The 25,640-nt window shown below is 57.1% G+C and carries 21 protein-coding genes, 2 tRNA genes and 3 rRNA genes; 17 read left to right on the top strand and 9 right to left on the bottom strand.

Translation table 11 applies throughout. The features are described from left to right. Window positions 1-140: 140 nt before the first annotated feature. Window positions 141-614, bottom strand: coding sequence for a VOC family protein (locus BLU75_RS13235; RefSeq protein ID WP_084378256.1), 474 nt, complete (start codon window positions 612-614; stop codon window positions 141-143). A 95-nt stretch (window positions 615-709) separates the two neighbouring features. Next, on the bottom strand, window positions 710-1,156 hold the full coding sequence (gene soxR / locus BLU75_RS13230; protein ID WP_084378257.1) for a redox-sensitive transcriptional activator SoxR: 447 nt from the start codon (window positions 1,154-1,156) through the stop codon (window positions 710-712). 99 nt (window positions 1,157-1,255) lie between these two features. On the opposite strand from soxR, the gene BLU75_RS13225 reads away from it, so the two are divergent. From BLU75_RS13225 to BLU75_RS13210, 4 genes are all read left to right on the top strand, one after another. Next, window positions 1,256-1,621 (top strand): antibiotic biosynthesis monooxygenase, encoded by a 366-nt coding sequence (locus tag BLU75_RS13225; protein ID WP_084378258.1) that lies wholly within the window; start codon window positions 1,256-1,258, stop codon window positions 1,619-1,621. A gap of 131 nt (window positions 1,622-1,752) precedes the next feature. Then, entirely contained in the window at window positions 1,753-2,022 is a 270-nt protein-coding gene (locus BLU75_RS13220) for a hypothetical protein (protein ID WP_084378259.1), read from the top strand. Window positions 2,023-2,255: 233 nt separating this feature from the next. Then, window positions 2,256-3,416 carry a cysteine desulfurase family protein gene (locus BLU75_RS13215; RefSeq protein ID WP_084378260.1) on the top strand — a complete coding sequence of 387 codons (1,161 nt, stop codon included), beginning with the start codon at window positions 2,256-2,258 and terminating at the stop codon, window positions 3,414-3,416. Window positions 3,417-3,466: 50 nt separating this feature from the next. Next, window positions 3,467-5,275 (top strand): aminopeptidase P family protein, encoded by a 1,809-nt coding sequence (locus BLU75_RS13210; protein WP_084378261.1) that lies wholly within the window; start codon window positions 3,467-3,469, stop codon window positions 5,273-5,275. 41 nt (window positions 5,276-5,316) lie between these two features. On the opposite strand, the gene BLU75_RS13205 is transcribed toward BLU75_RS13210, so the two are convergent. Together BLU75_RS13205 and BLU75_RS13200 are read right to left on the bottom strand one after the other, a co-directional pair. Beyond that, window positions 5,317-5,907 carry a 2-hydroxychromene-2-carboxylate isomerase gene (locus BLU75_RS13205; RefSeq protein WP_084378262.1) on the bottom strand — a complete coding sequence of 197 codons (591 nt, stop codon included), beginning with the start codon at window positions 5,905-5,907 and terminating at the stop codon, window positions 5,317-5,319. A gap of 33 nt (window positions 5,908-5,940) precedes the next feature. Then, the gene (locus BLU75_RS13200) at window positions 5,941-6,672 is read right to left on the bottom strand and encodes an SDR family oxidoreductase (protein ID WP_084378263.1); all 732 of its coding nucleotides are present in this window, start codon (window positions 6,670-6,672) and stop codon (window positions 5,941-5,943) included. A gap of 91 nt (window positions 6,673-6,763) precedes the next feature. Between BLU75_RS13200 and BLU75_RS13195 the strand changes: the two genes are divergently transcribed. Next, a complete protein-coding gene (locus BLU75_RS13195; RefSeq protein ID WP_084378264.1) occupies window positions 6,764-7,324 on the top strand; it encodes a TetR/AcrR family transcriptional regulator in 561 nt (186 codons plus the stop codon). 13 nt (window positions 7,325-7,337) lie between these two features. On the opposite strand, the gene BLU75_RS13190 is transcribed toward BLU75_RS13195, so the two are convergent. Beyond that, window positions 7,338-7,619, bottom strand: a complete 282-nt coding sequence (locus BLU75_RS13190; protein WP_084378265.1) for a hypothetical protein — start codon at window positions 7,617-7,619, stop codon at window positions 7,338-7,340. A 170-nt stretch (window positions 7,620-7,789) separates the two neighbouring features. Next, complete coding sequence (gene rhtA, locus BLU75_RS13185; RefSeq protein WP_084378266.1) at window positions 7,790-8,677, bottom strand: threonine/homoserine exporter RhtA; 888 nt, start codon at window positions 8,675-8,677, stop codon at window positions 7,790-7,792. Between the two features lie 685 nt (window positions 8,678-9,362). Here rhtA and BLU75_RS13175 point away from each other — a divergent pair. The 11 genes from BLU75_RS13175 to BLU75_RS13125 all read left to right on the top strand — a co-directional run bounded on the left by BLU75_RS13175 (window position 9,363) and on the right by BLU75_RS13125 (window position 22,088). Then, window positions 9,363-10,899, top strand: a 16S ribosomal RNA gene (locus tag BLU75_RS13175). 81 nt (window positions 10,900-10,980) lie between these two features. After that, a tRNA-Ile gene (locus BLU75_RS13170) sits at window positions 10,981-11,057 on the top strand. A 30-nt stretch (window positions 11,058-11,087) separates the two neighbouring features. After that, a tRNA-Ala gene (locus BLU75_RS13165) sits at window positions 11,088-11,163 on the top strand. Window positions 11,164-11,396: 233 nt separating this feature from the next. Next, window positions 11,397-14,290 (top strand): 23S ribosomal RNA (locus BLU75_RS13160). 161 nt (window positions 14,291-14,451) lie between these two features. Next, window positions 14,452-14,567: ribosomal RNA gene (gene rrf / locus BLU75_RS13155) — 5S ribosomal RNA — on the top strand. Together the 16S, 23S and 5S rRNA genes with 2 tRNA genes alongside form the textbook arrangement of a ribosomal RNA operon. Window positions 14,568-14,791: 224 nt before the next feature. Further along, window positions 14,792-16,684: a penicillin-binding protein 2 gene (gene mrdA, locus BLU75_RS13150; RefSeq protein WP_090221477.1), complete on the top strand. Its 1,893-nt coding sequence runs from the start codon at window positions 14,792-14,794 to the stop codon at window positions 16,682-16,684. 113 nt (window positions 16,685-16,797) lie between these two features. Next, on the top strand, window positions 16,798-17,838 hold the full coding sequence (locus BLU75_RS13145) for a M4 family metallopeptidase (RefSeq protein ID WP_084380156.1): 1,041 nt from the start codon (window positions 16,798-16,800) through the stop codon (window positions 17,836-17,838). Window positions 17,839-17,848: 10 nt separating this feature from the next. After that, complete coding sequence (locus BLU75_RS13140) at window positions 17,849-18,163, top strand: protealysin inhibitor emfourin (RefSeq protein ID WP_084380154.1); 315 nt, start codon at window positions 17,849-17,851, stop codon at window positions 18,161-18,163. A 106-nt stretch (window positions 18,164-18,269) separates the two neighbouring features. Continuing rightward, the gene (locus BLU75_RS13135; protein WP_084380152.1) at window positions 18,270-20,627 is read left to right on the top strand and encodes a DNA polymerase II; all 2,358 of its coding nucleotides are present in this window, start codon (window positions 18,270-18,272) and stop codon (window positions 20,625-20,627) included. Window positions 20,628-20,677: 50 nt separating this feature from the next. Beyond that, window positions 20,678-21,310 carry a glutathione S-transferase family protein gene (locus BLU75_RS13130; protein WP_084380150.1) on the top strand — a complete coding sequence of 211 codons (633 nt, stop codon included), beginning with the start codon at window positions 20,678-20,680 and terminating at the stop codon, window positions 21,308-21,310. 244 nt (window positions 21,311-21,554) lie between these two features. Then, the gene (locus tag BLU75_RS13125) at window positions 21,555-22,088 is read left to right on the top strand and encodes a DUF4174 domain-containing protein (protein WP_084380148.1); all 534 of its coding nucleotides are present in this window, start codon (window positions 21,555-21,557) and stop codon (window positions 22,086-22,088) included. A 275-nt stretch (window positions 22,089-22,363) separates the two neighbouring features. Here the strand turns inward: BLU75_RS13125 and BLU75_RS13115 are convergent, their stop codons facing one another. After that, a complete protein-coding gene (locus BLU75_RS13115) occupies window positions 22,364-23,044 on the bottom strand; it encodes a DJ-1/PfpI family protein (RefSeq protein WP_084380144.1) in 681 nt (226 codons plus the stop codon). An 89-nt stretch (window positions 23,045-23,133) separates the two neighbouring features. On the opposite strand from BLU75_RS13115, the gene BLU75_RS13110 reads away from it, so the two are divergent. Further along, window positions 23,134-24,102, top strand: a complete 969-nt coding sequence (locus BLU75_RS13110; protein WP_084380142.1) for a GlxA family transcriptional regulator — start codon at window positions 23,134-23,136, stop codon at window positions 24,100-24,102. Here the strand turns inward: BLU75_RS13110 and BLU75_RS13105 are convergent. Continuing rightward, window positions 24,072-25,004 carry an alpha/beta fold hydrolase gene (locus BLU75_RS13105; protein WP_084380140.1) on the bottom strand — a complete coding sequence of 311 codons (933 nt, stop codon included), beginning with the start codon at window positions 25,002-25,004 and terminating at the stop codon, window positions 24,072-24,074. The genes BLU75_RS13110 and BLU75_RS13105 overlap by 31 nt on opposite strands. Next, window positions 25,001-25,597 (bottom strand): GNAT family N-acetyltransferase, encoded by a 597-nt coding sequence (locus BLU75_RS13100; RefSeq protein WP_084380138.1) that lies wholly within the window; start codon window positions 25,595-25,597, stop codon window positions 25,001-25,003. The genes BLU75_RS13105 and BLU75_RS13100 overlap by 4 nt, the downstream gene beginning before the upstream one ends. Window positions 25,598-25,640: the final 43 nt, after the last annotated feature.

The following is a 25,640-nucleotide window of genomic DNA, read 5'->3' as shown; positions in this document are numbered from 1 at the left end:
AACCCTAAGCGATAAATGAAAGTAAATGTTTCAGATACGCATTTACGGACTCTGGCCGTGCTCCAAGCCGCTAAAAACAGCAGCAGGAGCTGACGAGGCGCTGTCTCGACAGTTCCTGCAGGGGAAGATGGCCGGTCGCTTTATGCGTCTGGCGCTGTTGGCTTGAACAGCGCGTCGGCGCGCTGGCGCACCTCTTGTTCTGTCAGGTCCTCTTGGTGCGTGGCGAGGAACCAGACGTGCCCGAACGGATCTCTCAACGTTCCAGAACGGTCGCCGTAAAACTGATCCTTCGGCTCTGAAATTGCCGTGCCTCCAGCCGCGATCGCTTGCTTGTATTGCTTGTCCACATCATTGACATACAGGTGCAACCCGACGCTGACGGGTTCTTGTCCAGGACTGCCGAAGGCCATTTCGTCACAGGGCGAGGCCAACATGATTGCCGAGTCGCCAATGCGCAGTTCAGCGTGACCGACCTTCCCGTCGGGCATGTCCAGACGCATGATCTGCTTGGCGTCGAAGGCTTTCGTGTAGAACTCGATGGCTTCAGCGGCTTTGTCGATGCCCAGGTAAGGCGTGAGGCTGTGATAGCCCTCGGGGATGGGTTTAACGCTCATTTCGTTCTCCTTGGTTGTTGTTGTGGAGGGCGCCGGTTTTCCGGTCTTTTAACTATAGGTCACGGGCCTGGCCGCTTCCTGGCAACCGACGACCGTCAGCTTTTGCCGGGTTCCAGCAACTGCGCCCCGGGCCCGTGCTCGCCCAACTGATCATCCTGATTGCGCAGTGGGCACGCCTCCAGTGACAGACATCCGCAACCGATACAGCCCGTGAGCTTGTCCCGCAGCAGCAACAGCTTGTTGATGCGCTCATCCAGATCTTCCCGCCATTGCGCCGACAAACGCTCCCAATCCGCAGCGGTGGGCGTCCGGCCATCGGGCAAGGTTTTCAGGGTTTCGTGGATATTGGCCAGGGGAATCCCCAGGCGCTGTGCAATCTTGATCACCACCACCCGGCGGAGCACGTCACGTGGATAGCGTCGCTGGTTTCCGGCATTGCGATTGCTTTTGATCAATCCCTTGGATTCATAGAAGTGCAGGGCGGTGACCGTCACGCCACTGCGCGCAGCCAATTGACCGACGGTAAGTTGCTTGGCAATCATGAGTGCCCCCGAAAAATGCTTGACCTTTACTTAACTAGAGGTTTTACCCTGCGTGATATTGGATCGCAAGATTTCACTTACGGTGAATGGGGAGTTTTCATGCAGGAATCAGCGAAAAGTCGTGGCTTTACCCAATTGATCGAATTTCATATAGAGCCCAGCCAGCAGTCCGCGTTGGCACTGGCGCTGTCCGAGCAGACTGAGCGTCTGGCCCTCGAGCATGAGGGCTTTCTCAGTGCCAGCGTGCAAGTCAGTGATGACGGGCGGCGGGTACTCAACTACCTGCATTGGCTGTCTCGCGAAGAGGGGGACGCGGCGTTCAAGCGTTTTGAACAGCAAGGGGAGAGTTTCTGGATGTTGATCCGCGCCCATCAGGCGACTGCCGTGACCTTCGGTTCATTCCAGGTACTGCGTAGCATTGAGCGAAGCCATGACAACGCTTTGCATTGCACCCTGTATCGATAGCGCTAACACCCACGCGCCTTGCACGCGCCGAGATTGCTGATAGCGACTATCACGGAGGATGATTTTTCCCTGCGCGAGGGTGGGAGTAGCCTGTGTTCATTGACTTCAGCAGGCTTCGCAGGACCTCCATCATGAACCGTATACTCGCCATTTCGTTGTTGCTTGTCACCTCTGTCCTCGCTGGTTGCGCGACGCATCCTGCTCCCGAATTGCGGCCATATACCGCAGAAGAAAGCCGGCAGTTGGCAATGGAGGCGCTGAACCGTCGTGGCTTATCGTTTGACGAGTATCAACAGAAAAAGACCCACCTGACCGCCCAACCGCAGAAGGCTATTGGTTTTGATCGCCAGGGAGAGATGAACGCCGAGCGCAGTGTGACGTTGCAGGGCCGTCCCAGCTGATCAAGGCCTGTGGCGTCGCCGAGCCCGAAGTTCCTCGTTGGAACTTCGGGCTTTTTTGTTTTTCAACCTTTTCGCAGAGCCTGTTAAGCTGAATTTCAGGAGCGTTCCTACGCACTTTTAAATAAAGTCGTCTTCCTTTAACGGCGTGCGATCAGGTAAATCTGAAATCTTTCTATCTGGTCGCGGCCCCTGGGAGACTGATCTCGGGAACATGCTCTGCGAGACTCAACGCCATGAATAAACGTCCGCTGTATTTCGATTACGCCGCCACCACACCGGTGGATGAGCGGGTCATTCAGGTCATGATCGATTGCCTGGGTTTCAACGCCAACTTCGGTAACCCGGCATCCAGCTCCCATGCGTTCGGCCAGCAGGCTCGGCAAACGGTCGAGCAGGCGCGGCGCCAAGTGGCAGGCTTGGTCGGTGCCCAGGCTGAACAGATTGTCTGGACTTCGGGCGCAACCGAATCCAACAATCTTGCGATCAAGGGCGTGGCCCAGGCGCGTGGCATGACTGGCGGGCATGTGATTACCAGCCAGATCGAGCACAAGGCAACCCTCGATACTGCTCGCCAGTTGCAGGAGGCCGGCATTGCGGTCACTTATCTGGTCCCCGACGCAGAAGGCCTGATCAGTGTGGAGGCGCTCGGCGAGGCGTTGCGTGACGACACTTTCCTGGTGTCGCTGATGCTGGTCAACAACGAACTGGGCACGCTTAACGACATTCCTGCCATCGGTGCGCGGGTCCGTGAACACGGTGCGTTATTCCATGTGGACGCAGCGCAGGGGGCGGGCAAGGTGGTCATTGACCTCGCGCGCTGGCCCGTCGACTTGATGTCGTTTTCAGCACATAAGCTCTACGGCCCGAAAGGCATCGGTGCGTTGTATGTCGGGCCGCGGGCGCAGCAAAAGGTATTGGCGCAGATTCACGGTGGCGGTCATGAAGGTGGGCTGCGCTCCGGTACCTTGGCGACCCATCAGATTGCCGGCATGGGCAGCGCTTTTGCGCTGGCCGCCGAGTCCTTCGCTGAAGAGTCGGCGGTCATTGTGGCCCTGCGCGAGCGCTTGCTTGAACAACTGGGCAGCATCCCCGGCGTGCGCCTTAACGGCAGCGCCACTCAGCGTATCCCGCATACCTTGAGCCTGACCTTCAACGAAGGTGAGTTCAATGCGGCGGCGCTGAGTGCTGGGATTGCCTTTTCGGCCACCTCCGCGTGCAACTCGGCGAGCAACGCGCCCTCCCACGTGCTCCAGGCCTTGGGTCATGACGCCCGTAGCGCAGCGCGTACCATCCGTTTGAGTTTGGGACGCTTTACCACCGAGCAGGATATCGATCAGGCTGTGCAGTTGATCAGGACTGCGCTGACCAGCGCGCCGGCCTTTTGGACGGTGTGAACAGGTCATCCGCAGCACATAATAATGATGAGTGGTTAGCAGGAGACATAATGAGTACGCAGTCTTTGACCCATGGAACGGTTCCCCAGCGCATGGCGCGTATCCGCGAGTTGATGAGTCGGGAAGGGATTCATGCCTTGCTGGTTCCCTCGGCTGATCCGCACCTGTCTGAATACTTGCCGGGTTACTGGCAGGGACGCCAGTGGTTGTCGGGGTTTCATGGTTCCGTGGGAACGTTGATTGTTACTGCCGATTTTGCAGGGGTCTGGGCAGACAGTCGTTATTGGGAGCAAGCGACGAAGGAACTTGCAGGCAGCGGCATTGAGTTGGTGAAGCTGCAACCGGGTCAACCTGGACCATTGGAGTGGCTGGGGGAGCAAACCCCGGAAGGTGGCGTGGTAGCGGTCGATGGCGCGGTGATGGCCGTGGCGTCCGCACGTACGTTGAGCAGCAAGCTGGAGGCGCGCGGTGCTCGCCTGCGCACCGATATCGATTTGCTGAATGAAGCTTGGCAAGACCGTCCGGCATTGCCGAACCAGCCGATCTATCAGCACTTGCCTCCCCACGCCACTGTCAGCCGAGCGGAAAAGCTGGTGGATTTACGCAAAAGCCTGAAGGAAAAGGGCGCAGACTGGCATTTCATCGCGACCCTGGACGACATCGCCTGGCTGTTCAACCTGCGCGGGGCCGATGTGTCGTTCAACCCGGTATTTGTATCTTTTGCCTTGATCAGCCAACGGCAGGCGACGTTGTTTGTGGCGTTGAGTAAAGTCGATGCCGAGTTGCGCGGCATACTCGAACACGATGGCGTGACGCTGCGTGACTACAGCGAAATCGCCGCTGCCTTGCGTGAAGTGCCTGTTGGCGACAGTCTGCAAGTCGACCCAGCGCGAGTGACTGCGGGCTTGCTGAATAACCTGGCCAGTGGCGTCAAGTGGGTCGAGGGGCTCAATCCGACTACATTGGCCAAATCCCGCAAAAGCCTGGCGGACGCGGAGCACATTCGCCAGGCCATGGAGCAGGATGGCGCTGCGTTGTGTGAATTCTTCGCCTGGTTCGAGGGGGCTGTGGGGCGCCAACGGATTACGGAATTGACCATCGATGAACACCTGACCGCTGCACGTGCGCGTCGCCCGGGTTATGTGTCGTTGAGCTTCAATACCATTGCGGCGTTCAATGCCAATGGTGCGATGCCGCATTATCACGCGACGCAAGCAGAGCATGCAGTGATCGAAGGTGATGGCTTGCTGCTGATCGACTCAGGCGGCCAGTATCTGGGGGGTACCACCGATATCACGCGGATGGTGCCGATCGGCACGCCGAGCGATGAGCAGAAGCGCGATTGCACGCGGGTGCTCAAAGGTGTGATTGCACTGTCCCGGGCGCATTTCCCCAAAGGCATCCTCTCGCCCTTGCTGGACGCTATCGCCCGTGCGCCGATCTGGGCGCAAGGGGTGGATTATGGACACGGCACCGGTCACGGCGTCGGCTATTTCCTCAATGTGCATGAAGGCCCGCAAGTGATTGCCTATCAGGCAGCCGCGGCGCCGCAGACGGCCATGCAGCCCGGGATGATTACCTCCATCGAGCCGGGGACTTATCGGCCGGGTCGTTGGGGTGTACGTATCGAAAACCTGGCGATGAACCGTGAAGCCGGCAAGACCGAGTTCGGTGAGTTCCTCAAGTTTGAAACCTTGACGTTGTGCCCGATTGATACCCGTTGTCTGCTGCCCTCGTTGCTGACAGGTGAAGAACTGCAGTGGCTCAACGATTACCATGCTCAAGTACGGGAGCGTTTGAGTCCATTGCTCGGTGGCGCGGCGCTGGAATGGTTGCAGGTGCGCACGGCACCTGTATGAAGGCCGGCAGCACGGGGTAGGACCCGTTGCTGCCAGATGATCTAGAGCAGGGCTTCGCGTACGAAGTCCAGGCGATCCTGGCCGAAGAACAACTGGTCGCCCACAAACAGGCTGGGTGCACCGAATACGCCGCGCTGGATGGCCTGTTCGGTGTTTTCCCTGAGGGCGGCTTTCACGTCTTCGGCATTGCTCAACTCCAGTACCTGGACAGGATCGAAACCGTGTCCGGTAAGGACTTCAGCCACCACGGCGGGATCGCCGAGGTGACGCCCATCGACCCAGATCGCTTGGAACAGGCAGTCGATAAAGTCGATAAAACGCTTCGGTTGGTGCAACTGAATGCCCGTGACCGCTCGCATCAGCATCAAGGTGTTGATAGGAAAGTGCTGATTGAACTTGAGTGGGACACCGTAGCGCCGTGCGTAGCGTTCCAGATCTTCAAGCATGTAGCGGCCTTTGGCAGGGATGGTGACAGGAGAGGCGTTGCCAGTGGCTTTGAACACGCCTCCCAGCAACATGGGGTGATACACCAATTGGCTACCGGTTTCAGCGCAGATTCCAGGAAGCTGGGTGTAAGCCAGGTAAGTGGCGGGGCTGCCGAGATCGAAAAAGAACTCCAGGGTTTTATTCATGGTTGCGACTCGCTGCTTATATGGGAGACGTGTTTACCAAGGTTCATTCCAGGGGCGCAGATCCAGCTCGAAGGTCCAGGCATCCCGTGGCTGACTGTGCAGGTACCAATAGCTATCTGCGATATGTTTGGGATCAAGAATGCCGTCTTGATCCTTGAGGGCGTATTTTTGCGGGAAGTTATCGCGGATGAAATCAGTATCGATGGCGCCGTCCACCACTACATGGGCCACGTGGATGTTCAAGGGGCCAAGCTCGCGCGCCATGCTTTGAGCCAGGGCGCGTATTCCATGTTTGGCGCCGGCGAATGCGGCAAAGCCGGCCGCACCCCGTAGTCCTGCGGTAGCGCCGGTAAACAGAATCGTGCCCCGTTGGCGAGTCACCATTCGTTTTGCCACTTCCCGGGCATTCAGGAAGCCTGAGAAACAAGCCATCTCCCAAATCTTGAAATACTTGCGTGCGGTTTCCTCCAGAATACTGCAGGGCACGTTCGCGCCGATGTTAAACACGAAGACTTCTATGGGCCCCAGCTCGTTTTCAATCTTCTCCACCAGAGCGATGACCTGGTCTTCCTTGCGCGCGTCGCAGGCAAAACCGTAGGCCTCGCCGCCAGCGGATTGAATGCTTTCTACCAATGGTTGCAGCTTATCGGCACTGCGCCGGGTGACACAGGCGACATAACCTTCGCTGGCAAAACGCTTGGCTATTGCCCCGCCGGTAGCATCACCTGCACCGACGACCAATACGATCTTCTTATTGTCAGTCATTGCTTCAACCCTTTGGTAAACGATCGTTAGCTAAACGAACGTTATGCTATGATCCATTGGGCGTCAAGGTTGCGAAGTCGAGAGGAAGGTAATGCGTTATTCCGTCAGCCATAAACAACAAACCAGAGAAAAGCTTTTGCAGAGCAGCGCTGCCCTTGCGAAGAAGGAGGGTTTTGCCAATGTCGGTGTGGATGGCTTGATGAAAGCCATAGGGCTGAGTGGCGGGGCTTTCTACAGTCACTTTTCTTCCAAGGACGAGTTGTTCGGCTCAATCGTCGAGCGTGAGTTAAGCCAGAGTCTGGAGCGGTTGGGGGCGGGGGACGCGCAAAGCCGCGAGCGGCTGGACCGTTGCCTGAAGTTTTACCTGAGCATGCCCCATGTGGAACAGGCAGAAAGCGGTTGTGCCTTGCCGAGCATGGGGGCGGAGATAGCGCGATCGGATGTCGCAGTGCGCGAACACGCGCAGACATGGATCTGTCGGTTGCATGCCAACTGGGCGCGTACTCTCGAGAGTGAAAGCCTGGCGTGGGCGATTCTTTCCCAGTGCGTTGGGGCGTTGGTAGTCGCCAGAATGATGGTCGACCCGCACGTACAGTCGCAGGTGCTTTCATCCAGTTATCAAGAGCTCAGTCGGCGAATTGCCGATCACTGAGCCTGCACACCGCCTATTTGCAGATGACGATCATGCTGCGGCTGGTGTAGCCGGCGGGATTCAGGCCGAAAGGATAATCCCCGGGCTCTTCTGAGTCGTCTCCCGACTTTGCAATGACCTTATAGCCTTTCTTGCCGCATGAGTTGGCTGCACTGGTGTAGCACTTGCCCCAGGAGGAGGACAGGCCAGAACAGTTGATATGCAACCCTTTCTTTCCACGCTTAACTTCTGTCTTGGTGGTCGCGGCGCAACCGGCAAGGGCGACCACGACAAGCATTATCAAAATTCGCTTCATTACCATCCTTAATAGCCTGGCCGCGTATGGACGCACCGCTGGCTTTTGCTCGCTCACAAATGCAGCGTTCTTGGATGTCCCTATTCGAAAATTTCCATGACTGGCACTGAGTTACAGCCTAAACATGGCCTAACTGAGCGGCAAATGCCAGAGCTACGTTAAATCCGGAATCAATCTGCCGCCACCAATGGCGTTGATTCGTTGCGCATGGTCAAGGTTGCCCCAACGGAGGCCAGGATAATGCAGGCGATGGCGAGCCATTGCGCCAGAGACAGGTATTCCTGAAGGAAAAACAGCCCGGATAAAGCGCCGAACGCGGGTTCGATGCTCATTAATGTGCCGAACGTGCGCGTGGGCAAGCGAGTCAGTGCAACCATCTCCAGGGTGTAGGGAAGGGCGGTGGAGAGAACCGCGACTCCGATGGCGATCGGAATCAAAGACGGCGTCAGCAGTGCGGAGCCGGCGTGAACTATTCCGATAGGTGCGACAAATAAAGCGGCGATCATAACGCCAAGGGCGGCCGTCTGGACGCCGTTATCCGCCCCGGCTTTCTGTCCAAACAGAATATAAAGTGCCCAGCAGATGCCTGCGCCTAATGCATAGGCGGCACCCGTCAGGTCAATGCCTTTGCTGGTTTCTCCGACCGGTATTAACAGCAGTAGGCCGATGACGGCCAAGGCTATCCAGAGAAAATCCACCGCACGTCGTGAAGCATAGATGGCAACGGCCAGCGGGCCGGTGAATTCAAGCGCAACCGCAATGCCCAAGGGAACGCTGCGTAAGGACATATAGAAGAGGAAATTCATGCCGCCCAGTGCCATCCCGTAGACGATTACCGTGCGCAAAGAACTGGCGGTGAGCTTTGCGCGCCATGGGCGCAATAGCAGCAGCATGATGAAACTGGCGAAAACCAGGCGCAGGGTGGTGGTGCCTTGGGCTCCAACGATAGGAAACATGCTCTTGGCCAGGGATGCGCCTGACTGTATGGAAGCCATGGCAATCAGCAGCAAGCCGACAGGGAAAAGCGCCGAGGCCATGCTTCGCGATGAGGTGTTCATTTGGGTGTCTGTCCGAGGTCATATATAGAAGCAAGGTGACTATGATGCTCAACTCGCTCGATTTGAGCAATATACTGCTCAAACCGACTTGGTTTCTTTCCAGGCAAGCATCATTCAGCCTGTTTCGATAGAAAGGTGGAATTAACGGTTGACGGCGAATTATATCTGTCTATAATTCGCCCCACTTCCGGCGCAGTCGAAACGGAAAACTCCTTGGTAAACAAAGAGTTATGCAGAGTTCGACAGCGGCCCGCTTCAGATCATCGAAGCCTGGAAGAAGTTGCTGGAGCCAGGTTGTACGGCTTCATCAACGGTTCGATCTTCTCGGTCGAAAGCGGAGAAAAAGAGGTGTTGACAGCAGCGTGTAACGCTGTAGAATTCGCCTCCCGCTAACGAGAGATCGGAAGCGCAAGTGGTTGAAGTTGCAGAGGAAACTTTGAAAACTTCTTAAAATAACCGCTTGACAGCAACAGAGGCTGCTGTAGAATGCGCGCCTCGGTTGAGACGAAAGATCTTAACCAACCGCTCTTTAACAACTGAATCAAGCAATTCGTGTGGGTGCTTGTGGAGTCAGACTGATAGTCAACAAGATTATCAGCATCACAAGTTACTCCGCGAGAAATCAAAGATGTAACCAACGATTGCTGAGCCAAGTTTAGGGTTTCTTAAAAACCCAAAGATGTTTGAACTGAAGAGTTTGATCATGGCTCAGATTGAACGCTGGCGGCAGGCCTAACACATGCAAGTCGAGCGGTAGAGAGAAGCTTGCTTCTCTTGAGAGCGGCGGACGGGTGAGTAATGCCTAGGAATCTGCCTGGTAGTGGGGGATAACGTTCGGAAACGGACGCTAATACCGCATACGTCCTACGGGAGAAAGCAGGGGACCTTCGGGCCTTGCGCTATCAGATGAGCCTAGGTCGGATTAGCTAGTTGGTGGGGTAATGGCTCACCAAGGCGACGATCCGTAACTGGTCTGAGAGGATGATCAGTCACACTGGAACTGAGACACGGTCCAGACTCCTACGGGAGGCAGCAGTGGGGAATATTGGACAATGGGCGAAAGCCTGATCCAGCCATGCCGCGTGTGTGAAGAAGGTCTTCGGATTGTAAAGCACTTTAAGTTGGGAGGAAGGGTTGTAGATTAATACTCTGCAATTTTGACGTTACCGACAGAATAAGCACCGGCTAACTCTGTGCCAGCAGCCGCGGTAATACAGAGGGTGCAAGCGTTAATCGGAATTACTGGGCGTAAAGCGCGCGTAGGTGGTTTGTTAAGTTGGATGTGAAATCCCCGGGCTCAACCTGGGAACTGCATTCAAAACTGACTGACTAGAGTATGGTAGAGGGTGGTGGAATTTCCTGTGTAGCGGTGAAATGCGTAGATATAGGAAGGAACACCAGTGGCGAAGGCGACCACCTGGACCAATACTGACACTGAGGTGCGAAAGCGTGGGGAGCAAACAGGATTAGATACCCTGGTAGTCCACGCCGTAAACGATGTCAACTAGCCGTTGGGAGCCTTGAGCTCTTAGTGGCGCAGCTAACGCATTAAGTTGACCGCCTGGGGAGTACGGCCGCAAGGTTAAAACTCAAATGAATTGACGGGGGCCCGCACAAGCGGTGGAGCATGTGGTTTAATTCGAAGCAACGCGAAGAACCTTACCAGGCCTTGACATCCAATGAACTTTCTAGAGATAGATTGGTGCCTTCGGGAACATTGAGACAGGTGCTGCATGGCTGTCGTCAGCTCGTGTCGTGAGATGTTGGGTTAAGTCCCGTAACGAGCGCAACCCTTGTCCTTAGTTACCAGCACGTAATGGTGGGCACTCTAAGGAGACTGCCGGTGACAAACCGGAGGAAGGTGGGGATGACGTCAAGTCATCATGGCCCTTACGGCCTGGGCTACACACGTGCTACAATGGTCGGTACAAAGGGTTGCCAAGCCGCGAGGTGGAGCTAATCCCATAAAACCGATCGTAGTCCGGATCGCAGTCTGCAACTCGACTGCGTGAAGTCGGAATCGCTAGTAATCGCGAATCAGAATGTCGCGGTGAATACGTTCCCGGGCCTTGTACACACCGCCCGTCACACCATGGGAGTGGGTTGCACCAGAAGTAGCTAGTCTAACCTTCGGGAGGACGGTTACCACGGTGTGATTCATGACTGGGGTGAAGTCGTAACAAGGTAGCCGTAGGGGAACCTGCGGCTGGATCACCTCCTTAATCGACGACATCAGCTGCTCCATAAGTTCCCACACGAATTGCTTGATTCATTGAAGAAGACGAAAGAAGCAGCCCGAAATTGGGTCTGTAGCTCAGTTGGTTAGAGCGCACCCCTGATAAGGGTGAGGTCGGCAGTTCGAATCTGCCCAGACCCACCAATTTTGTGTGGGAAACGCCTGTAGAAATACGGGGCCATAGCTCAGCTGGGAGAGCGCCTGCCTTGCACGCAGGAGGTCAGCGGTTCGATCCCGCTTGGCTCCACCACTACTGCTTCTACTGTTTAAAGCTTAGAAATGAGCATTCCATTGTGATGATGGTGAATGTTGATTTCTAGTCTTTGATTAGATCGTTCTTTAAAAATTTGGGTATGTGATAGAAAGATAGACTGAACGTTACTTTCACTGGTAACGGATCAGGCTAAGGTAAAATTTGTGAGTAATTGCGAATTTTCGGCGAATGTTGTCTTCATAGTATAACCAGATTGCTTGGGGTTATATGGTCAAGTGAAGAAGCGCATACGGTGGATGCCTTGGCAGTCAGAGGCGATGAAAGACGTGGTAGCCTGCGAAAAGCTTCGGGGAGTCGGCAAACAGACTTTGATCCGGAGATGTCTGAATGGGGGAACCCAGCCATCATAAGATGGTTATCTTGTACTGAATACATAGGTGCAAGAGGCGAACCAGGGGAACTGAAACATCTAAGTACCCTGAGGAAAAGAAATCAACCGAGATTCCCTTAGTAGTGGCGAGCGAACGGGGACTAGCCCTTAAGTGGCTTTGAGATTAGCGGAACGCTCTGGAAAGTGCGGCCATAGTGGGTGATAGCCCTGTACGCGAAAATCTCTTAGTCATGAAATCGAGTAGGACGGAGCACGAGAAACTTTGTCTGAATATGGGGGGACCATCCTCCAAGGCTAAATACTACTGACTGACCGATAGTGAACTAGTACCGTGAGGGAAAGGCGAAAAGAACCCCGGAGAGGGGAGTGAAATAGATCCTGAAACCGTATGCGTACAAGCAGTGGGAGCCCACTTTGTTGGGTGACTGCGTACCTTTTGTATAATGGGTCAGCGACTTATTTTCAGTGGCGAGCTTAACCGAATAGGGGAGGCGTAGCGAAAGCGAGTCTTAATAGGGCGTCTAGTCGCTGGGAATAGACCCGAAACCGGGCGATCTATCCATGGGCAGGTTGAAGGTTGGGTAACACTAACTGGAGGACCGAACCGACTACCGTTGAAAAGTTAGCGGATGACCTGTGGATCGGAGTGAAAGGCTAATCAAGCTCGGAGATAGCTGGTTCTCCTCGAAAGCTATTTAGGTAGCGCCTCATGTATCACTGTAGGGGGTAGAGCACTGTTTCGGCTAGGGGGTCATCCCGACTTACCAAACCGATGCAAACTCCGAATACCTACAAGTGCCGAGCATGGGAGACACACGGCGGGTGCTAACGTCCGTCGTGAAAAGGGAAACAACCCAGACCGTCAGCTAAGGTCCCAAAGTTATGGTTAAGTGGGAAACGATGTGGGAAGGCTTAGACAGCTAGGAGGTTGGCTTAGAAGCAGCCACCCTTTAAAGAAAGCGTAATAGCTCACTAGTCGAGTCGGCCTGCGCGGAAGATGTAACGGGGCTCAAACCATACACCGAAGCTACGGGTATCATCTTCGGATGATGCGGTAGAGGAGCGTTCTGTAAGCCTGTGAAGGTGAGTTGAGAAGCTTGCTGGAGGTATCAGAAGTGCGAATGCTGACATGAGTAACGACAATGGGTGTGAAAAACACCCACGCCGAAAGACCAAGGTTTCCTGCGCAACGTTAATCGACGCAGGGTTAGTCGGTCCCTAAGGCGAGGCTGAAAAGCGTAGTCGATGGAAAACAGGTTAATATTCCTGTACTTCTGGTTATTGCGATGGAGGGACGGAGAAGGCTAGGCCAGCTTGGCGTTGGTTGTCCAAGTTTAAGGTGGTAGGCTGGAATCTTAGGTAAATCCGGGATTCTAAGGCCGAGAGCTGATGACGAGTTACCCTTTGGGTGACGAAGTGGTTGATGCCATGCTTCCAAGAAAAGCTTCTAAGCTTCAGGTAACCAGGAACCGTACCCCAAACCGACACAGGTGGTTGGGTAGAGAATACCAAGGCGCTTGAGAGAACTCGGGTGAAGGAACTAGGCAAAATGGCACCGTAACTTCGGGAGAAGGTGCGCCGGTGAGGGTGAAGGACTTGCTCCGTAAGCTCATGCCGGTCGAAGATACCAGGCCGCTGCGACTGTTTATTAAAAACACAGCACTCTGCAAACACGAAAGTGGACGTATAGGGTGTGACGCCTGCCCGGTGCCGGAAGGTTAATTGATGGGGTTAGCTAACGCGAAGCTCTTGATCGAAGCCCCGGTAAACGGCGGCCGTAACTATAACGGTCCTAAGGTAGCGAAATTCCTTGTCGGGTAAGTTCCGACCTGCACGAATGGCGTAACGATGGCGGCGCTGTCTCCACCCGAGACTCAGTGAAATTGAAATCGCTGTGAAGATGCAGTGTATCCGCGGCTAGACGGAAAGACCCCGTGAACCTTTACTATAGCTTTGCACTGGACTTTGAATTTGCTTGTGTAGGATAGGTGGGAGGCTTTGAAGCGTGGACGCCAGTCTGCGTGGAGCCAACCTTGAAATACCACCCTGGCAACTTTGAGGTTCTAACTCAGGTCCGTTATCCGGATCGAGGACAGTGTATGGTGGGTAGTTTGACTGGGGCGGTCTCCTCCTAAAGAGTAACGGAGGAGTACGAAGGTGCGCTCAGACCGGTCGGAAATCGGTCGTAGAGTATAAAGGCAAAAGCGCGCTTGACTGCGAGACAGACACGTCGAGCAGGTACGAAAGTAGGTCTTAGTGATCCGGTGGTTCTGTATGGAAGGGCCATCGCTCAACGGATAAAAGGTACTCCGGGGATAACAGGCTGATACCGCCCAAGAGTTCATATCGACGGCGGTGTTTGGCACCTCGATGTCGGCTCATCACATCCTGGGGCTGAAGCCGGTCCCAAGGGTATGGCTGTTCGCCATTTAAAGTGGTACGCGAGCTGGGTTTAGAACGTCGTGAGACAGTTCGGTCCCTATCTGCCGTGGACGTTTGAGATTTGAGAGGGGCTGCTCCTAGTACGAGAGGACCGGAGTGGACGAACCTCTGGTGTTCCGGTTGTCACGCCAGTGGCATTGCCGGGTAGCTATGTTCGGAATAGATAACCGCTGAAAGCATCTAAGCGGGAAACTAGCCTCAAGATGAGATCTCACTGGAACCTTGAGTTCCCTGAAGGGCCGTCGAAGACTACGACGTTGATAGGTTGGGTGTGTAAGCGCTGTGAGGCGTTGAGCTAACCAATACTAATTGCCCGTGAGGCTTGACCATATAACACCCAAGCAATTTGCGTCGGCTCTCTAATCCAGAGCAACCAGATTGCGGTGTGTGAAGACGATACAAACCGAAAGTTTGCAGCACACACAAATCTATTACATACCCATTCGCTGGAACGTGATCTCGTTAGAGAAAACGCGCCGGCTACCGAATTTCTTGACGACCATAGAGCATTGGAACCACCTGATCCCATCCCGAACTCAGTAGTGAAACGATGCATCGCCGATGGTAGTGTGGGGTTTCCCCATGTGAGAGTAGGTCATCGTCAAGATTAAATTCCAGAACCCCTGTCTGCTTACGCAGACAGGGGTTTTGTTTTTGGGCGATCTGTAGGAGCGAGGCGCGCGCCTGGCCCTTGCTGGCGAAGAGCGTCAACGATAACGCTTGCTACCTGACATCAAACACCGCTCTTTGGTATGGTGCAGCACCTTTCCAGGGACTGATCGTTTAACCGCAGGACGCGGCATCCTCATTGTTCAACGAGATGCTGTAGAAATGCCCGCTCCGATCCCCCTCAAAGATCATGCAAAAGAACACCGCCTGGTCAACAAACGTCTGTTGGCCTGTGGGATGTTAGTGCTGTGCGTTACCTGCGCCTTGGTAGCGCGAATGTATTTCCTGCAAGTGGTGCAGTTTGATTATCACTCCACCATCTCTGAAAACAATCGAGTCCATGTCTTACCCCTCCCGCCGGCCCGTGGCCTTATCTATGACCGCAACGGTATGGTGCTGGCTGACAATCGTCCCAGCTACAACCTGACCATCACGCGTGAACGCGCCACCGACCTCAAGGGTGAGTTAGACGCTATCGTCACTCTCCTGCATCTCCCAACGGAAGATCGAGCATCGTTCGACAAGGCGCTGAAACAGGCGCGCCACCCATTTGTACCGGTGACGCTGTTCTACCAACTGACCGAAGAGCAAATTGCCGTATTGGCCGTTAACCAATTCCGTCTCGCGGGTGTGGACGTGGAGGCTCAGTTCGTTCGTCACTATCCGTTGGGCCCTCACTTTGCGCATTCCGTCGGCTATGTTGGGCGTATCAACGAGAAAGAGTCGAAGACCCTGGATTCGGTGGAGTACCGTGGCACGCAGTCGATCGGGAAGACCGGGATCGAGCGTTTCTACGAGGCACAGCTGCATGGACAGGTCGGTTACGAAGAGGTCGAGACCAACGCTCAAGGCCGAGTCCTGCGCGTGCTTAAGCATACCGACCCGATTCCGGGCAAAAACATCGTGCTCAGTCTGGATGTACACCTTCAGGAGGCCGCAGAAAGAGCCCTGGGTGATCGCCGCGGCTCAGTCGTTGCCCTCGATCCTGAAACCGGTGAGGTCCTGGCGATGGTCAGCAAGCCGAGTTTTGACCCGAACTTGTTCGTCACTGGTATCAGCTTCAAGGCGTATGCCGCGTTGCGTGACTCCCTTGACCGGCCGCTGTTCAACCGGGCGCTGCGCGGACGCTACGCACCGGGTTCGACGATCAAGCCGGAAGTCGCCATCGCGGGTCTCGACAGCGGCGTGGTCACCGCGCAGACCCGCGTATTTGACCCCGGTTACTATCAGCTCCCGAATTTCGATCACAAGTACCGCAACTGGAATCACAGTGGTGACGGCTGGGTCGACATGGACGCCGCGATCATGCGCTCCAATGACACCTATTTCTACGACTTGGCCCACAAGCTGGGCATCGATCGTCTGCACGACTACATGGCTGAGTTCCGGCTTGGCCAGAAGGTTTCCCTGGACATGTTCGAAGAATCGGCAGGCTTGATGCCGTCCCAGGCATGGAAACGGGCGACACGCCGCCAGCCTTGGTTTCCGGGGGAAACTGTGATTCTTGGCATCGGCCAAGGCTACATGCAAGTCACGCCACTGCAATTGGCCCAAGCCACCGCGCTGATCGCCAACAAAGGGGTGTGGAACCGACCGCATTTGGCCAGGAGCATCGACGGTGTGCCGCCCGTGGATCGAAATCCCATGCCGGACATCATCCTCAAGGATCCACGGGATTGGGAGCTGGTCAATCATGGTATGCAACGGGTGATGCATGATCCGCGCGGAATTGCCCGTGCAGCGGCTGCCGGCGCGCAATACCGGATTGCCGGCAAGAGCGGCACGGCGCAGGTGGTCGCAATCAAGCAAGGCGAGCGTTACAACCGTTTGAAGATCTCGGAGCGCAATCGTGACAACGCCTTGTTTGTCGGTTTTGCTCCGGCAGAGCATCCACAAATCGTGATTTCGGTAATGATCGAAAACGGCGAGGCGGGTGGTCGTGTGGCAGGTCCCGTCGTGCGGGAAATCATGGATGCCTGGTTATTGGACCAGCACGGTCATTTGAAACCGCAGTACGCTGCTCCCGGCAAAAAGTCGGACAAGCCCCACGTCTGAAAAGGCCCGCATCGTTGTGTCCGCAAAAACTTTGATTCAATGCGCTCAAAAACGAACCTCTGGTGCCAGACTGACTCACAACAATACGATCATAGTTTGACAGGGAGTTGCCCATGCCAGGCCCACGCGATTATCAAGGTTTCATTCCGCCTTACATTCTCCATCGCCTGATTGACCACGGTTCCGAGTGGCAACGCTCGCGAGCCATGCACACCCTTACCCACGTTCGACAGCTGCATGGCGAATTCGCCCAATCCGCGCAGCCTCTGGTCGTGAAAGCCGTCCAGCCTGGCACGGTGCAACGCCACATTTATGATGCGCAGAACTTGACCTTGCTGCCCGGCGCCCTGGTGCGGACCGAGAAGCAACGTGCCAGCGGCGATCCGGCAGTGGACGAAGCCTACGATGCCCTAGGCGCGACCCACGATTTTTTCTGGAGCGTTTACAAGCGTGATTCGATCGACAATCGCGGCTTTGCCCTGGCGGGCACTGTGCACTACGGCGAGGGCTATGAAAATGCCTTCTGGAATGGTGCGCAAATGGTCTTCGGCGACGGTGATGGCGAGGTGTTCCAGAGGTTTACCCGGGCCCTGGATGTTGTGGCCCACGAGTTGACCCACGGCATCATCGAGAGCGAAGCGGGGCTGGTTTACCGCAATCAGTCCGGCGCGCTCAATGAGTCGATTTCTGACGTGTTCGGTGTACTTACCCGGCAATACGTCCTCAAACACACCGCCGACCAAGCTGACTGGCTGATCGGCGCGGATTTACTGACGGACAAGGTCAAGGGCCGAGGGCTGCGCTCGATGTCCAATCCCGGCAGCGCCTATGACGATCCGGTGTTGGGTAAAGACCCGCAACCGGCGCACATGCGCGACTTTATCGTCACCCAGGATGACAACGGCGGTGTTCATCTGAATTCCGGCATCCCCAATCGTGCGTTTTACCTGGCCGCCAAGGCGTTGGGCGGTTTTGCGTGGGAGCAGGCCGGGCAGATCTGGTACGACACCTTATGTGATAAACGCCTGGACAATGATGCGGACTTCCAGGGTTTTGCCACACTGACTGTCGAGAATGCGCTACAGCGCTTTGGCCACACCCAGGCGCAGGCGGTACAGCAAGCCTGGGCGCAGGTGGGCATCAACCTGGCATGAGGAGAACGTCATGAAAACCCTGCCACCCTTGGGTGACGAAGCCACGGTCAAACTCTCCCGCCAGGGCGGCGTGGCGGCGATCCAGGCGTTGACCCGTCCGCGGGAAATCGAGTTCGCGCAGTGTGATCTCGACCAGCGCAAGCGGATCCTGAATGTTATTGAAGGCTGCCTGCCCTTGGATTCGTCGCAGGCAGGGCAGGGCGACCGGCGCTTCTATCAAATTGAAGTGCGCGTTCGCCTGGACGATCAACTGATGCTGCAGATACCTGAAGATCAGGCGCCCGGAGAGCTGGTTCTGCTGTGGGACAAGGGCCAAGTGTCCTGAGTCGGTAACCTCAAGCAGACGCCTGTCGCATTCGGTTGCTCGTGCCCAGGACCTTGGCGACTGGAGTAGAATCGCGCCCTGAAAGCGATTCTTGAGGTGCGGTACGGTGGACTTACAGCAGGGTTTTGTTCTGACCCGGCATTGGCGCGACACTGCCGCGGGAACAGAGGTCAGCTTTTGGCTGGCCACCGACCACGGCCCACGGTATATCCGCTTACCGGTACAACCTTCGGTGGTGTTTATTCCGGTTGTCCATCGCAAGCCCGCTGAAATGCTGCTCAAGGGCGAACGCGAGGTTGAATTGCGCCCACTGCAACTGTGTGACTTCCATCACCGTCCGGTGCTGGGTCTCTACACCCGCCACCATCGACAACTGATGGACCTGGAAAAACGTCTGCGTACAGCCGGGGTGGATGTCTACGAAGGTGATGTGCGTCCGCCCGAGCGCTACATGATGGAGCGCTTCATCACCGCACCGGTGTGGTTTGGCGGTACACCGGGCGAAGACGGGATGTTGCTGGCGGCGCAGATGAAACCTGCTCCTGACTACCGCCCGCCGCTGAAGCTGGTGTCCTTGGACATTGAAACCACCGCCAAAGGGGAGCTGTACTCCATCGCCCTGGAAGGTTGCGGTGAGCGCCAGGTGTACATGCTTGGCCCGCCGAACAAAACCGATGCAGTGGATTTCAAGCTCGATTACTGCGATAGCCGTGCCCAGTTGCTCGAGCGCCTGAACCAATGGCTGGCGTTGCACGATCCCGATGCAATCATTGGTTGGAACCTGGTGCAGTTCGACCTGCGCGTACTGCATGAACATGCCCAGCGCCTGAACGTGCCGCTCTTGCTGGGGCGCGGTGAGGAGGCGATGAACTGGCGCGAACATGGCAGCCGCAACCATTACTTTGCGGCCGCTGCCGGACGGTTGATCATCGACGGCATCGAAGCGCTGCGCTCCGCCACCTGGAGCTTTGAGTCGTTCAGTCTGGAAAACGTCGCCCAGACCTTGCTCGGTGAAGGCAAATCCATCTCCACACCGTATCAGCGCATGGACGAAATCAACCGCATGTTCGCCGAGGACAAACCCGCACTGGCGCGCTATAACCTCAAGGACTGTGAGTTGGTGACGCGGATTTTCGAAAAAACCGAGTTGCTCAAGTTCCTCCTTGAACGCGCCAGCGTCACCGGGTTGCCGGCGGATCGCAACGGCGGCTCAGTGGCGGCCTTCACTCACCTGTACATGCCGCTGATGCACCGCCAGGGCTTCGTTGCGCCGAATCTGGGCGACAAACCCCCTCAGGCCAGTCCCGGCGGCTTTGTCATGGATTCGCGTCCCGGCCTGTATGAATCGGTCTTGGTGCTGGACTATAAAAGCCTGTATCCGTCGATTATCCGCAGCTTCCTGATCGACCCGGTGGGCTTGATCGAAGGCCTGCGCCATCCCGACGACAGCGAGTCGGTGCAGGGTTTTCGCGGAGCGCGTTTTTCCCGTAGCCGACATTGCCTGCCTGCCATCGTCGCGCGCGTTTCCGAAGGCCGCGAAGTGGCCAAGCGTGAGCGCAACGCGCCATTGTCCCAAGCCCTGAAAATCATCATGAACGCTTTCTACGGGGTACTCGGTTCCAGCGGTTGTCGGTTTTTCGACACCCGCCTGGCATCATCGATCACCCTGCGTGGCCATCAGATCATGCGCCAGACCCGCGAACTGGTCGAAGCGCAAGGCTATGAAGTGATCTACGGTGACACCGACTCCACCTTCGTCTGGCTCGGCAGTGCGCATTCCCCCGAGCAGGCAACGCGTATCGGCCAGGACCTGGTGCAACACGTCAACCAATGGTGGCGTGAGCACCTGCGCACTGAGTACGGTCTGCAAAGCGCGCTGGAGCTGCAGTACGAAACCCATTTCAGCCGCTTCCTGATGCCGACCATCCGCGGGACGGAAGAGGGCAGCAAAAAGCGTTACGCCGGGCTCGTCATTCACGCCGACGGGCGTGAAGAAATGGTCTACAAAGGCCTGGAAACCGTGCGCAGTGATTGGTCGCCGCTGGCCCGGCAATTCCAGCAAGCACTGTATGAGCGGATCTTCCGGCGCCAGCCGCATCAGGATTATGTGCGTGATTACGTGCGCCGCACCCTCAGCGGAGAGTTCGATGAATTGCTGATCTACCGCAAGCGCCTGCGCCGACAGTTGGGTGATTACGAGCGCAACGTCCCACCGCATGTGCGCGCAGCTCGCCTCGCGGATGAGTTCAACCTGCGCCAGGGTCGCCCACGGCAATATCAGAACGGTGGGTGGATCCGTTATGTGATGACCGTCAACGGCCCCGAACCCTTGGAAGTACGCCAGGCGCCGATTGATTACGATCATTACGTCACCCGGCAATTGCAGCCGGTGGCCGATGCGATTCTGCCGTTTGTGAACGACGATTTCGGCACCCTGGTTGGCGGGCAAATGGGCTTGTTTTAAGGACTGAAAGACGCTTCACTCTGGCTCAGGACTTCAAGACGGATTACCCCATGTACACGCTTTACGGCACCCGCAACTCCGGTTCCTGCATCATTGAAGTTGCCCTGCAACGCTGCGGCGTGCAGTGGCGTCAGGTTGAAGCCAGCCCTTGGGGCGATCCCGCCAGCATGGAGGCGCTGGCGCAGATCAATCCGCTCAGGCAAATCCCTACACTGCAACGGCCTGACGGCAGCGTATTGACGGAAAGCGCGGCGATCCTGATTCACCTGGGGCTTGAATATCCGGAGTCCGACCTGCTGCCCCACGACTCGGCCCAGGTCATTCGCGGCCTGGTGTATATCGCCGCCAACTGTTATTCGGCGATCAGCATCATCGACTATCCACAACGCTGGCTCGACAGCGAGGATGAGCAACTGCAAGCTTGCCTGACCATCGGAACGCGCAAACACCTGCACCGGGCCTGGCAGCTGTTTGCCGATCAGTTTGCCGGGCAATTGTTGTCACCGCAGTCCGTGCCGAACGCCTTGGGCATCATGGCGGCGGCCGTGTCCCGCTGGGATGGCGCCCGAGACCTGCTGGTACATTCCCGGCCTGAGTGTGCCAAGATCCTCGAGCAGGTAGATGCCGACCCGCTGGTCGCTCCAGTGTTTGCCTGGCATTGGCCGAAGTGGCCGCAAGAATGAACATGCCGTTCGCTCGGCCGATTGCCTGGCTGGAACGAGGACTCCTACAGTCAAGGCGCCTGGGAAAAACTTGCCGCCTAGGGCTCGGCAATCAAAAGAAACAATGAGCCCTGAAACTCCTTAACCCCTTGCGCCGCCTGCGTCCTGGCCTACGCTTCTGAAAGTGGCGTAGGAATCATCCTTGAATTTGATTGTCGCAGACATGAAACTCAAGAACCCTGCATGGAATTAAAAGGAGGTGCGCATGCTCATCCGGTCGCTGACACTGGCTACCTTGATGGCGTTTACTGGGCCATTGTTGGCTGCGGATAACCGAGGCCCGTTAGAGCAAGATCTGGGCAAATTCCGCCCACTGATTGTCATCGCGCCCAGCTCCATCGACCCGACTCAGGTCAAGCTCAAGAAAGACCTTGAAGAGGCTGGCAACAAGCAAAAATTCACCGAGCGCAACATGGTGCTCTATACCGTGAACTACACCAACATCGGCACCGTCGGACAGCGTGACGGCAAGGACCTCGGCGCCCAGGACACTAACGCGTTGATCCGTGCGCTGAAGCTGAGCGCCAGTACCGGTACCAAAGTCATCCTGGTGGGCAAGGACGGCGAGAAGAAAGTCGAGAAGACCGTGCCCCCCGACACCCTTGACCTGGCAGAGTTTTTTGCCGCCATCGACAAAATGCCCATGGCGGAAAAAGAAGCCGCTGCAGCGGCTGAGCCGGAGCCCACCGCGCCGGTTACTGGCGACGCCGGCAAAGCGCCTCAAGAACTGAACGATTGAGTGACGCCCCTGTAGGAGCGAGCTTGCTCGCGAAAAAACCGAGCGCTGCGCAGTCAGCTTGATTGTTTGCGTGACGGTAGAGGTTTTTTGCGAATGGCTCGCGCCTACAGGTGCGTGGCCTCCAAAAATCGTTGGCCAGTGACCACTCCAAGGCCTCCTGCAAGTCCTCCAGGCGCACGCCAATTTCACCGGCCAAGGCAGGCAGTCTGTCGCGCAAATCAGGGGAGTGCAGTATCCGGTGTTTCATATTGCGGCCACTGACTTGGCTGCGCTTCTCACCCCAGTCGCGTTGCCGCCCGCGCTGCGATTTGACTACGGGTTTTGCGCGATTCGACGGTGCGCAGGGTGGCTTCTGCCAGCACCTGCGCCGGCGCGGTGTCTGGCCGACCCGCATTGAATGGCGGGGCCGGCGCATATTCGAGCTGCAATTGCACCAACTGTGCGGCTGCCTCGCCATACAACTCGGCCGCGAGCGTCAGGGCAAAATCGATTCCCGCCGTGATCCCGCCACCCGTGAACAGATTGCCGTCACGCACCACACGCTCCTGCACCGGGATAGCGCCCAGGGTGCTCAGCATGTCGTGATAGGCCCAGTGCGTGGTGGCTCGACGCCCGCGCAATAGGCCGGCCGCCCCGAGCACCAGCGCGCCGGTACAGATTGACGTCACATACCGTGCGGTCTGCGATTGCGCGATGAGAAAGTCCAGGGTTTGCTCATCTTCCATCAGCGGCCCGACCCCTGAACCACCCGGTACGCAGACCACATCCAGCGTCGGGCATTCGGCGTAGGTGATGGTGGGGGAGAGGATCAGGCCGGTGCTGGAGGTGACCGCTGCCAGGTCCTTCCAGATCAGGTGCAGCTTCACATCCGGCAACGACGCCAGAACGTCGTAAGGACCGGTGAGGTCCAGTTGCTGGATGCCGGGGAACAACACAAAGCCGATATGCAAGGTCATGACGAAACTCCTGAAAAGAGATGGACGATCTCACTCTAGTGACCTAGGATTTGGCGAATACGCCATTAACCCCACCCATTACGCCAATCATGCCAAAAATCGTTCATGTGCTCGCCTTTCCCAATGTGCAGGTCCTCGACGTCACCGGGCCTTTGCAGGTGTTTGCTTCGGCCAACGATCTGGCGCGCCAACAAGGTTTGCCGTCGCCCTATGCGGTGAATGTGGTCACCTCCCAGACCGAACCGGTAATCACCTCCGCCGGTTTGGCCCTGCTGGCCGAGCCCCTGCCGGCGGCCGATGCGGCGTGCGATACGTTGGTGATCGCCGGCGGCTGGGGGGTGTACGGTGCGGCCGAAGACTCAGGCTTGGTGGATTGGGTCAGGCTGAAGGCCGCTCGGTCGCGGCGTACGGCGTCGGTGTGTACCGGCGCCTTCCTGTTGGCTGCCAGCGGCTTGTTGGACGGTTGTCGGGTGGCGACTCACTGGACCCGCTGCGAGGAGTTGGCGCGCAAGTACCCGAAACTGCGGGTCGAAGCCAATCCGATCTTTATTCGCCAGGGTAAGGTCTGGACCTCGGCGGGCGTCACTGCCGGCATCGATTTGTGCCTGGCGCTGGTGGAAGATGACCTCGGCCGTGCGGCGGCCCTGGACGTGGCGCGGCAACTGGTGGTGTTTCTCAAGCGTCCCGGGGGGCAAGCGCAGTTCAGTGTGACCCTGTCGTTGCAAAATGGCGGTAGCCGTTTCACCGAGTTGCATGCCTGGATCGCCGAGAACCTTAGTCTGGACCTGAGCGTCCCGACCCTGGCGGCACAGTCCGACATGAGCGAGCGCAGCTTCGTGCGTCACTATCGCGCCGAAACCGGCCAGACCCCGGCGCGGGCCGTGGAATTGATCCGTGTGGAAACCGCGCGCCGACAACTGGCGGACAGCGGCGTGGCGATCAAGCGCATCGCCCAGCAATGTGGTTTCGGTTGCGAAGAAACCATGCGCCGTAGTTTTCTGCGGGCCTTGTCGGTGACGCCACAAGTTTATCGCGAACGGTTTTCTTCACCGGCTTGAGTCAACTCGAGCAGTTCAAACAGTGCGGCGAGCGTGGCCTGGGGGGCTTCCTGAGGAATATTGTGGCCGACCCCGGCGAGCACTCGTCGTTGATAAAATCCGTTGAAGTGCGCCACGTCATCATCCACCTCGGAGGGTGGGCCGACGCCATCATCGGCCCCGCACAGGGAAATGCTCGGCACCGAAATCGGCGGCTGCGGCGCCAGTGCTTGTTCCAGCGCCTCCAACGCCGGATCGCCCTCGGCATACATGAAGCGATGGCGATAGGAGTGAATCACCACCTCGACAAAATCCGGGTTATCGAATGATGGCGCGGTGTCTGGGTACAGGCCGGATCCTGCCGCCCAGGAGGGCGACCAAAGCGACCACAATAACTCACACAGCTCACGGCGGTTGGCGGTCAAGCCATCGACACCCCGTTGCGTGTGGAAGTAAAACTGGTACCAGAGCCGATGTTCCGTGACCGGTGCCCGAGGCTGGGTCGACCGGGCAATGTTCTGAATGTTGTAGCCATCGCCTGTCACCAGGCAGCGAACCCGCGCGGGCCACAGCGCGGCGACAATACAGGCTGCACGCCCGCCCCAGTCATAACCCGCCAGGGCGGCCCGGTCGATGGACAGCGCATCCATGAAGTCCAGCAAGTCCTTGGCCAGAGCGGCTTGCTGGCCGGAACGCATGACCCCGGCGTGGATAAACCGAGTCGGGCCATAACCGCGCAGATACGGCACCAGCACCCGATAGCCGCGCGCGGCCAGTACCGGCGCAATCGCGTCGTAGCCGCGAGGATCGTAGGGGAACCCGTGCAGCAGAATCACCACCTCGCCGTCGGTTGGGCCATGGGCTTCGTAGGCGATATCGAGCATCGGGGTACGCGTGTAAAACAGCGGGATCGAGGGATTCATCGCGACTCCGTGTGTCTACCAGAAGTGCGCCTGGCCTTTAGCCCGAAACCGACGACGCTGTACTCATGGCAAAGCAACGAAAAGATTTGCAGGTCCTGATAGCGACCGCCCCAGAATCCCGCTTCGCGCAGCATGCCTTCCTGAGTGAAGCCCAGACGGCCGAGGAGCGCTTGGCAGGCGCTATTGCGTGGGTGTACCAAGGCTTCGACCCGGTGCAGTTGCATCTGGGCAAAACCCCACTCGAGCATGGCGTGCAACGCCTCGCTCATCAGCCCGTTGCCCCAGGCCGAAGGCGCCAGTTCACAGGCCAGGGAACAGCTGTTCCAGCTACGATTCCACTTGAACAGCCCGCAACTGCCGAGCAATCTGCCGTCATGCTCAAGCCCCCAGCGCGTGCCCGGGTTTGGCTGGGTTCGCCAGTGGGAAAACGTCGCTATCAATGCATGGGCCTGGGCAAGCTCGGTCATGGGATCGATGCCAAACCAACGCATGGCTTCGGCATTGCGATAAATCTCGAACAGTACCGGTGCGTCGTCGGCGACCAACTCCCTCAAGTGCAAGCGTTCGGTGTGCAGGATCGGAAAAGTGTTCATGGCGTTCCTTGCAGTCGTCGAAGCGGCCCGCCAGTGTGTGCGT

The organism is Pseudomonas mucidolens (genome assembly GCF_900106045.1).
GTDB classification, from domain to species: Bacteria; Pseudomonadota; Gammaproteobacteria; order Pseudomonadales; family Pseudomonadaceae; genus Aquipseudomonas; species Aquipseudomonas mucidolens.
This window is presented reverse-complemented; position numbering and strand designations above follow the sequence as displayed.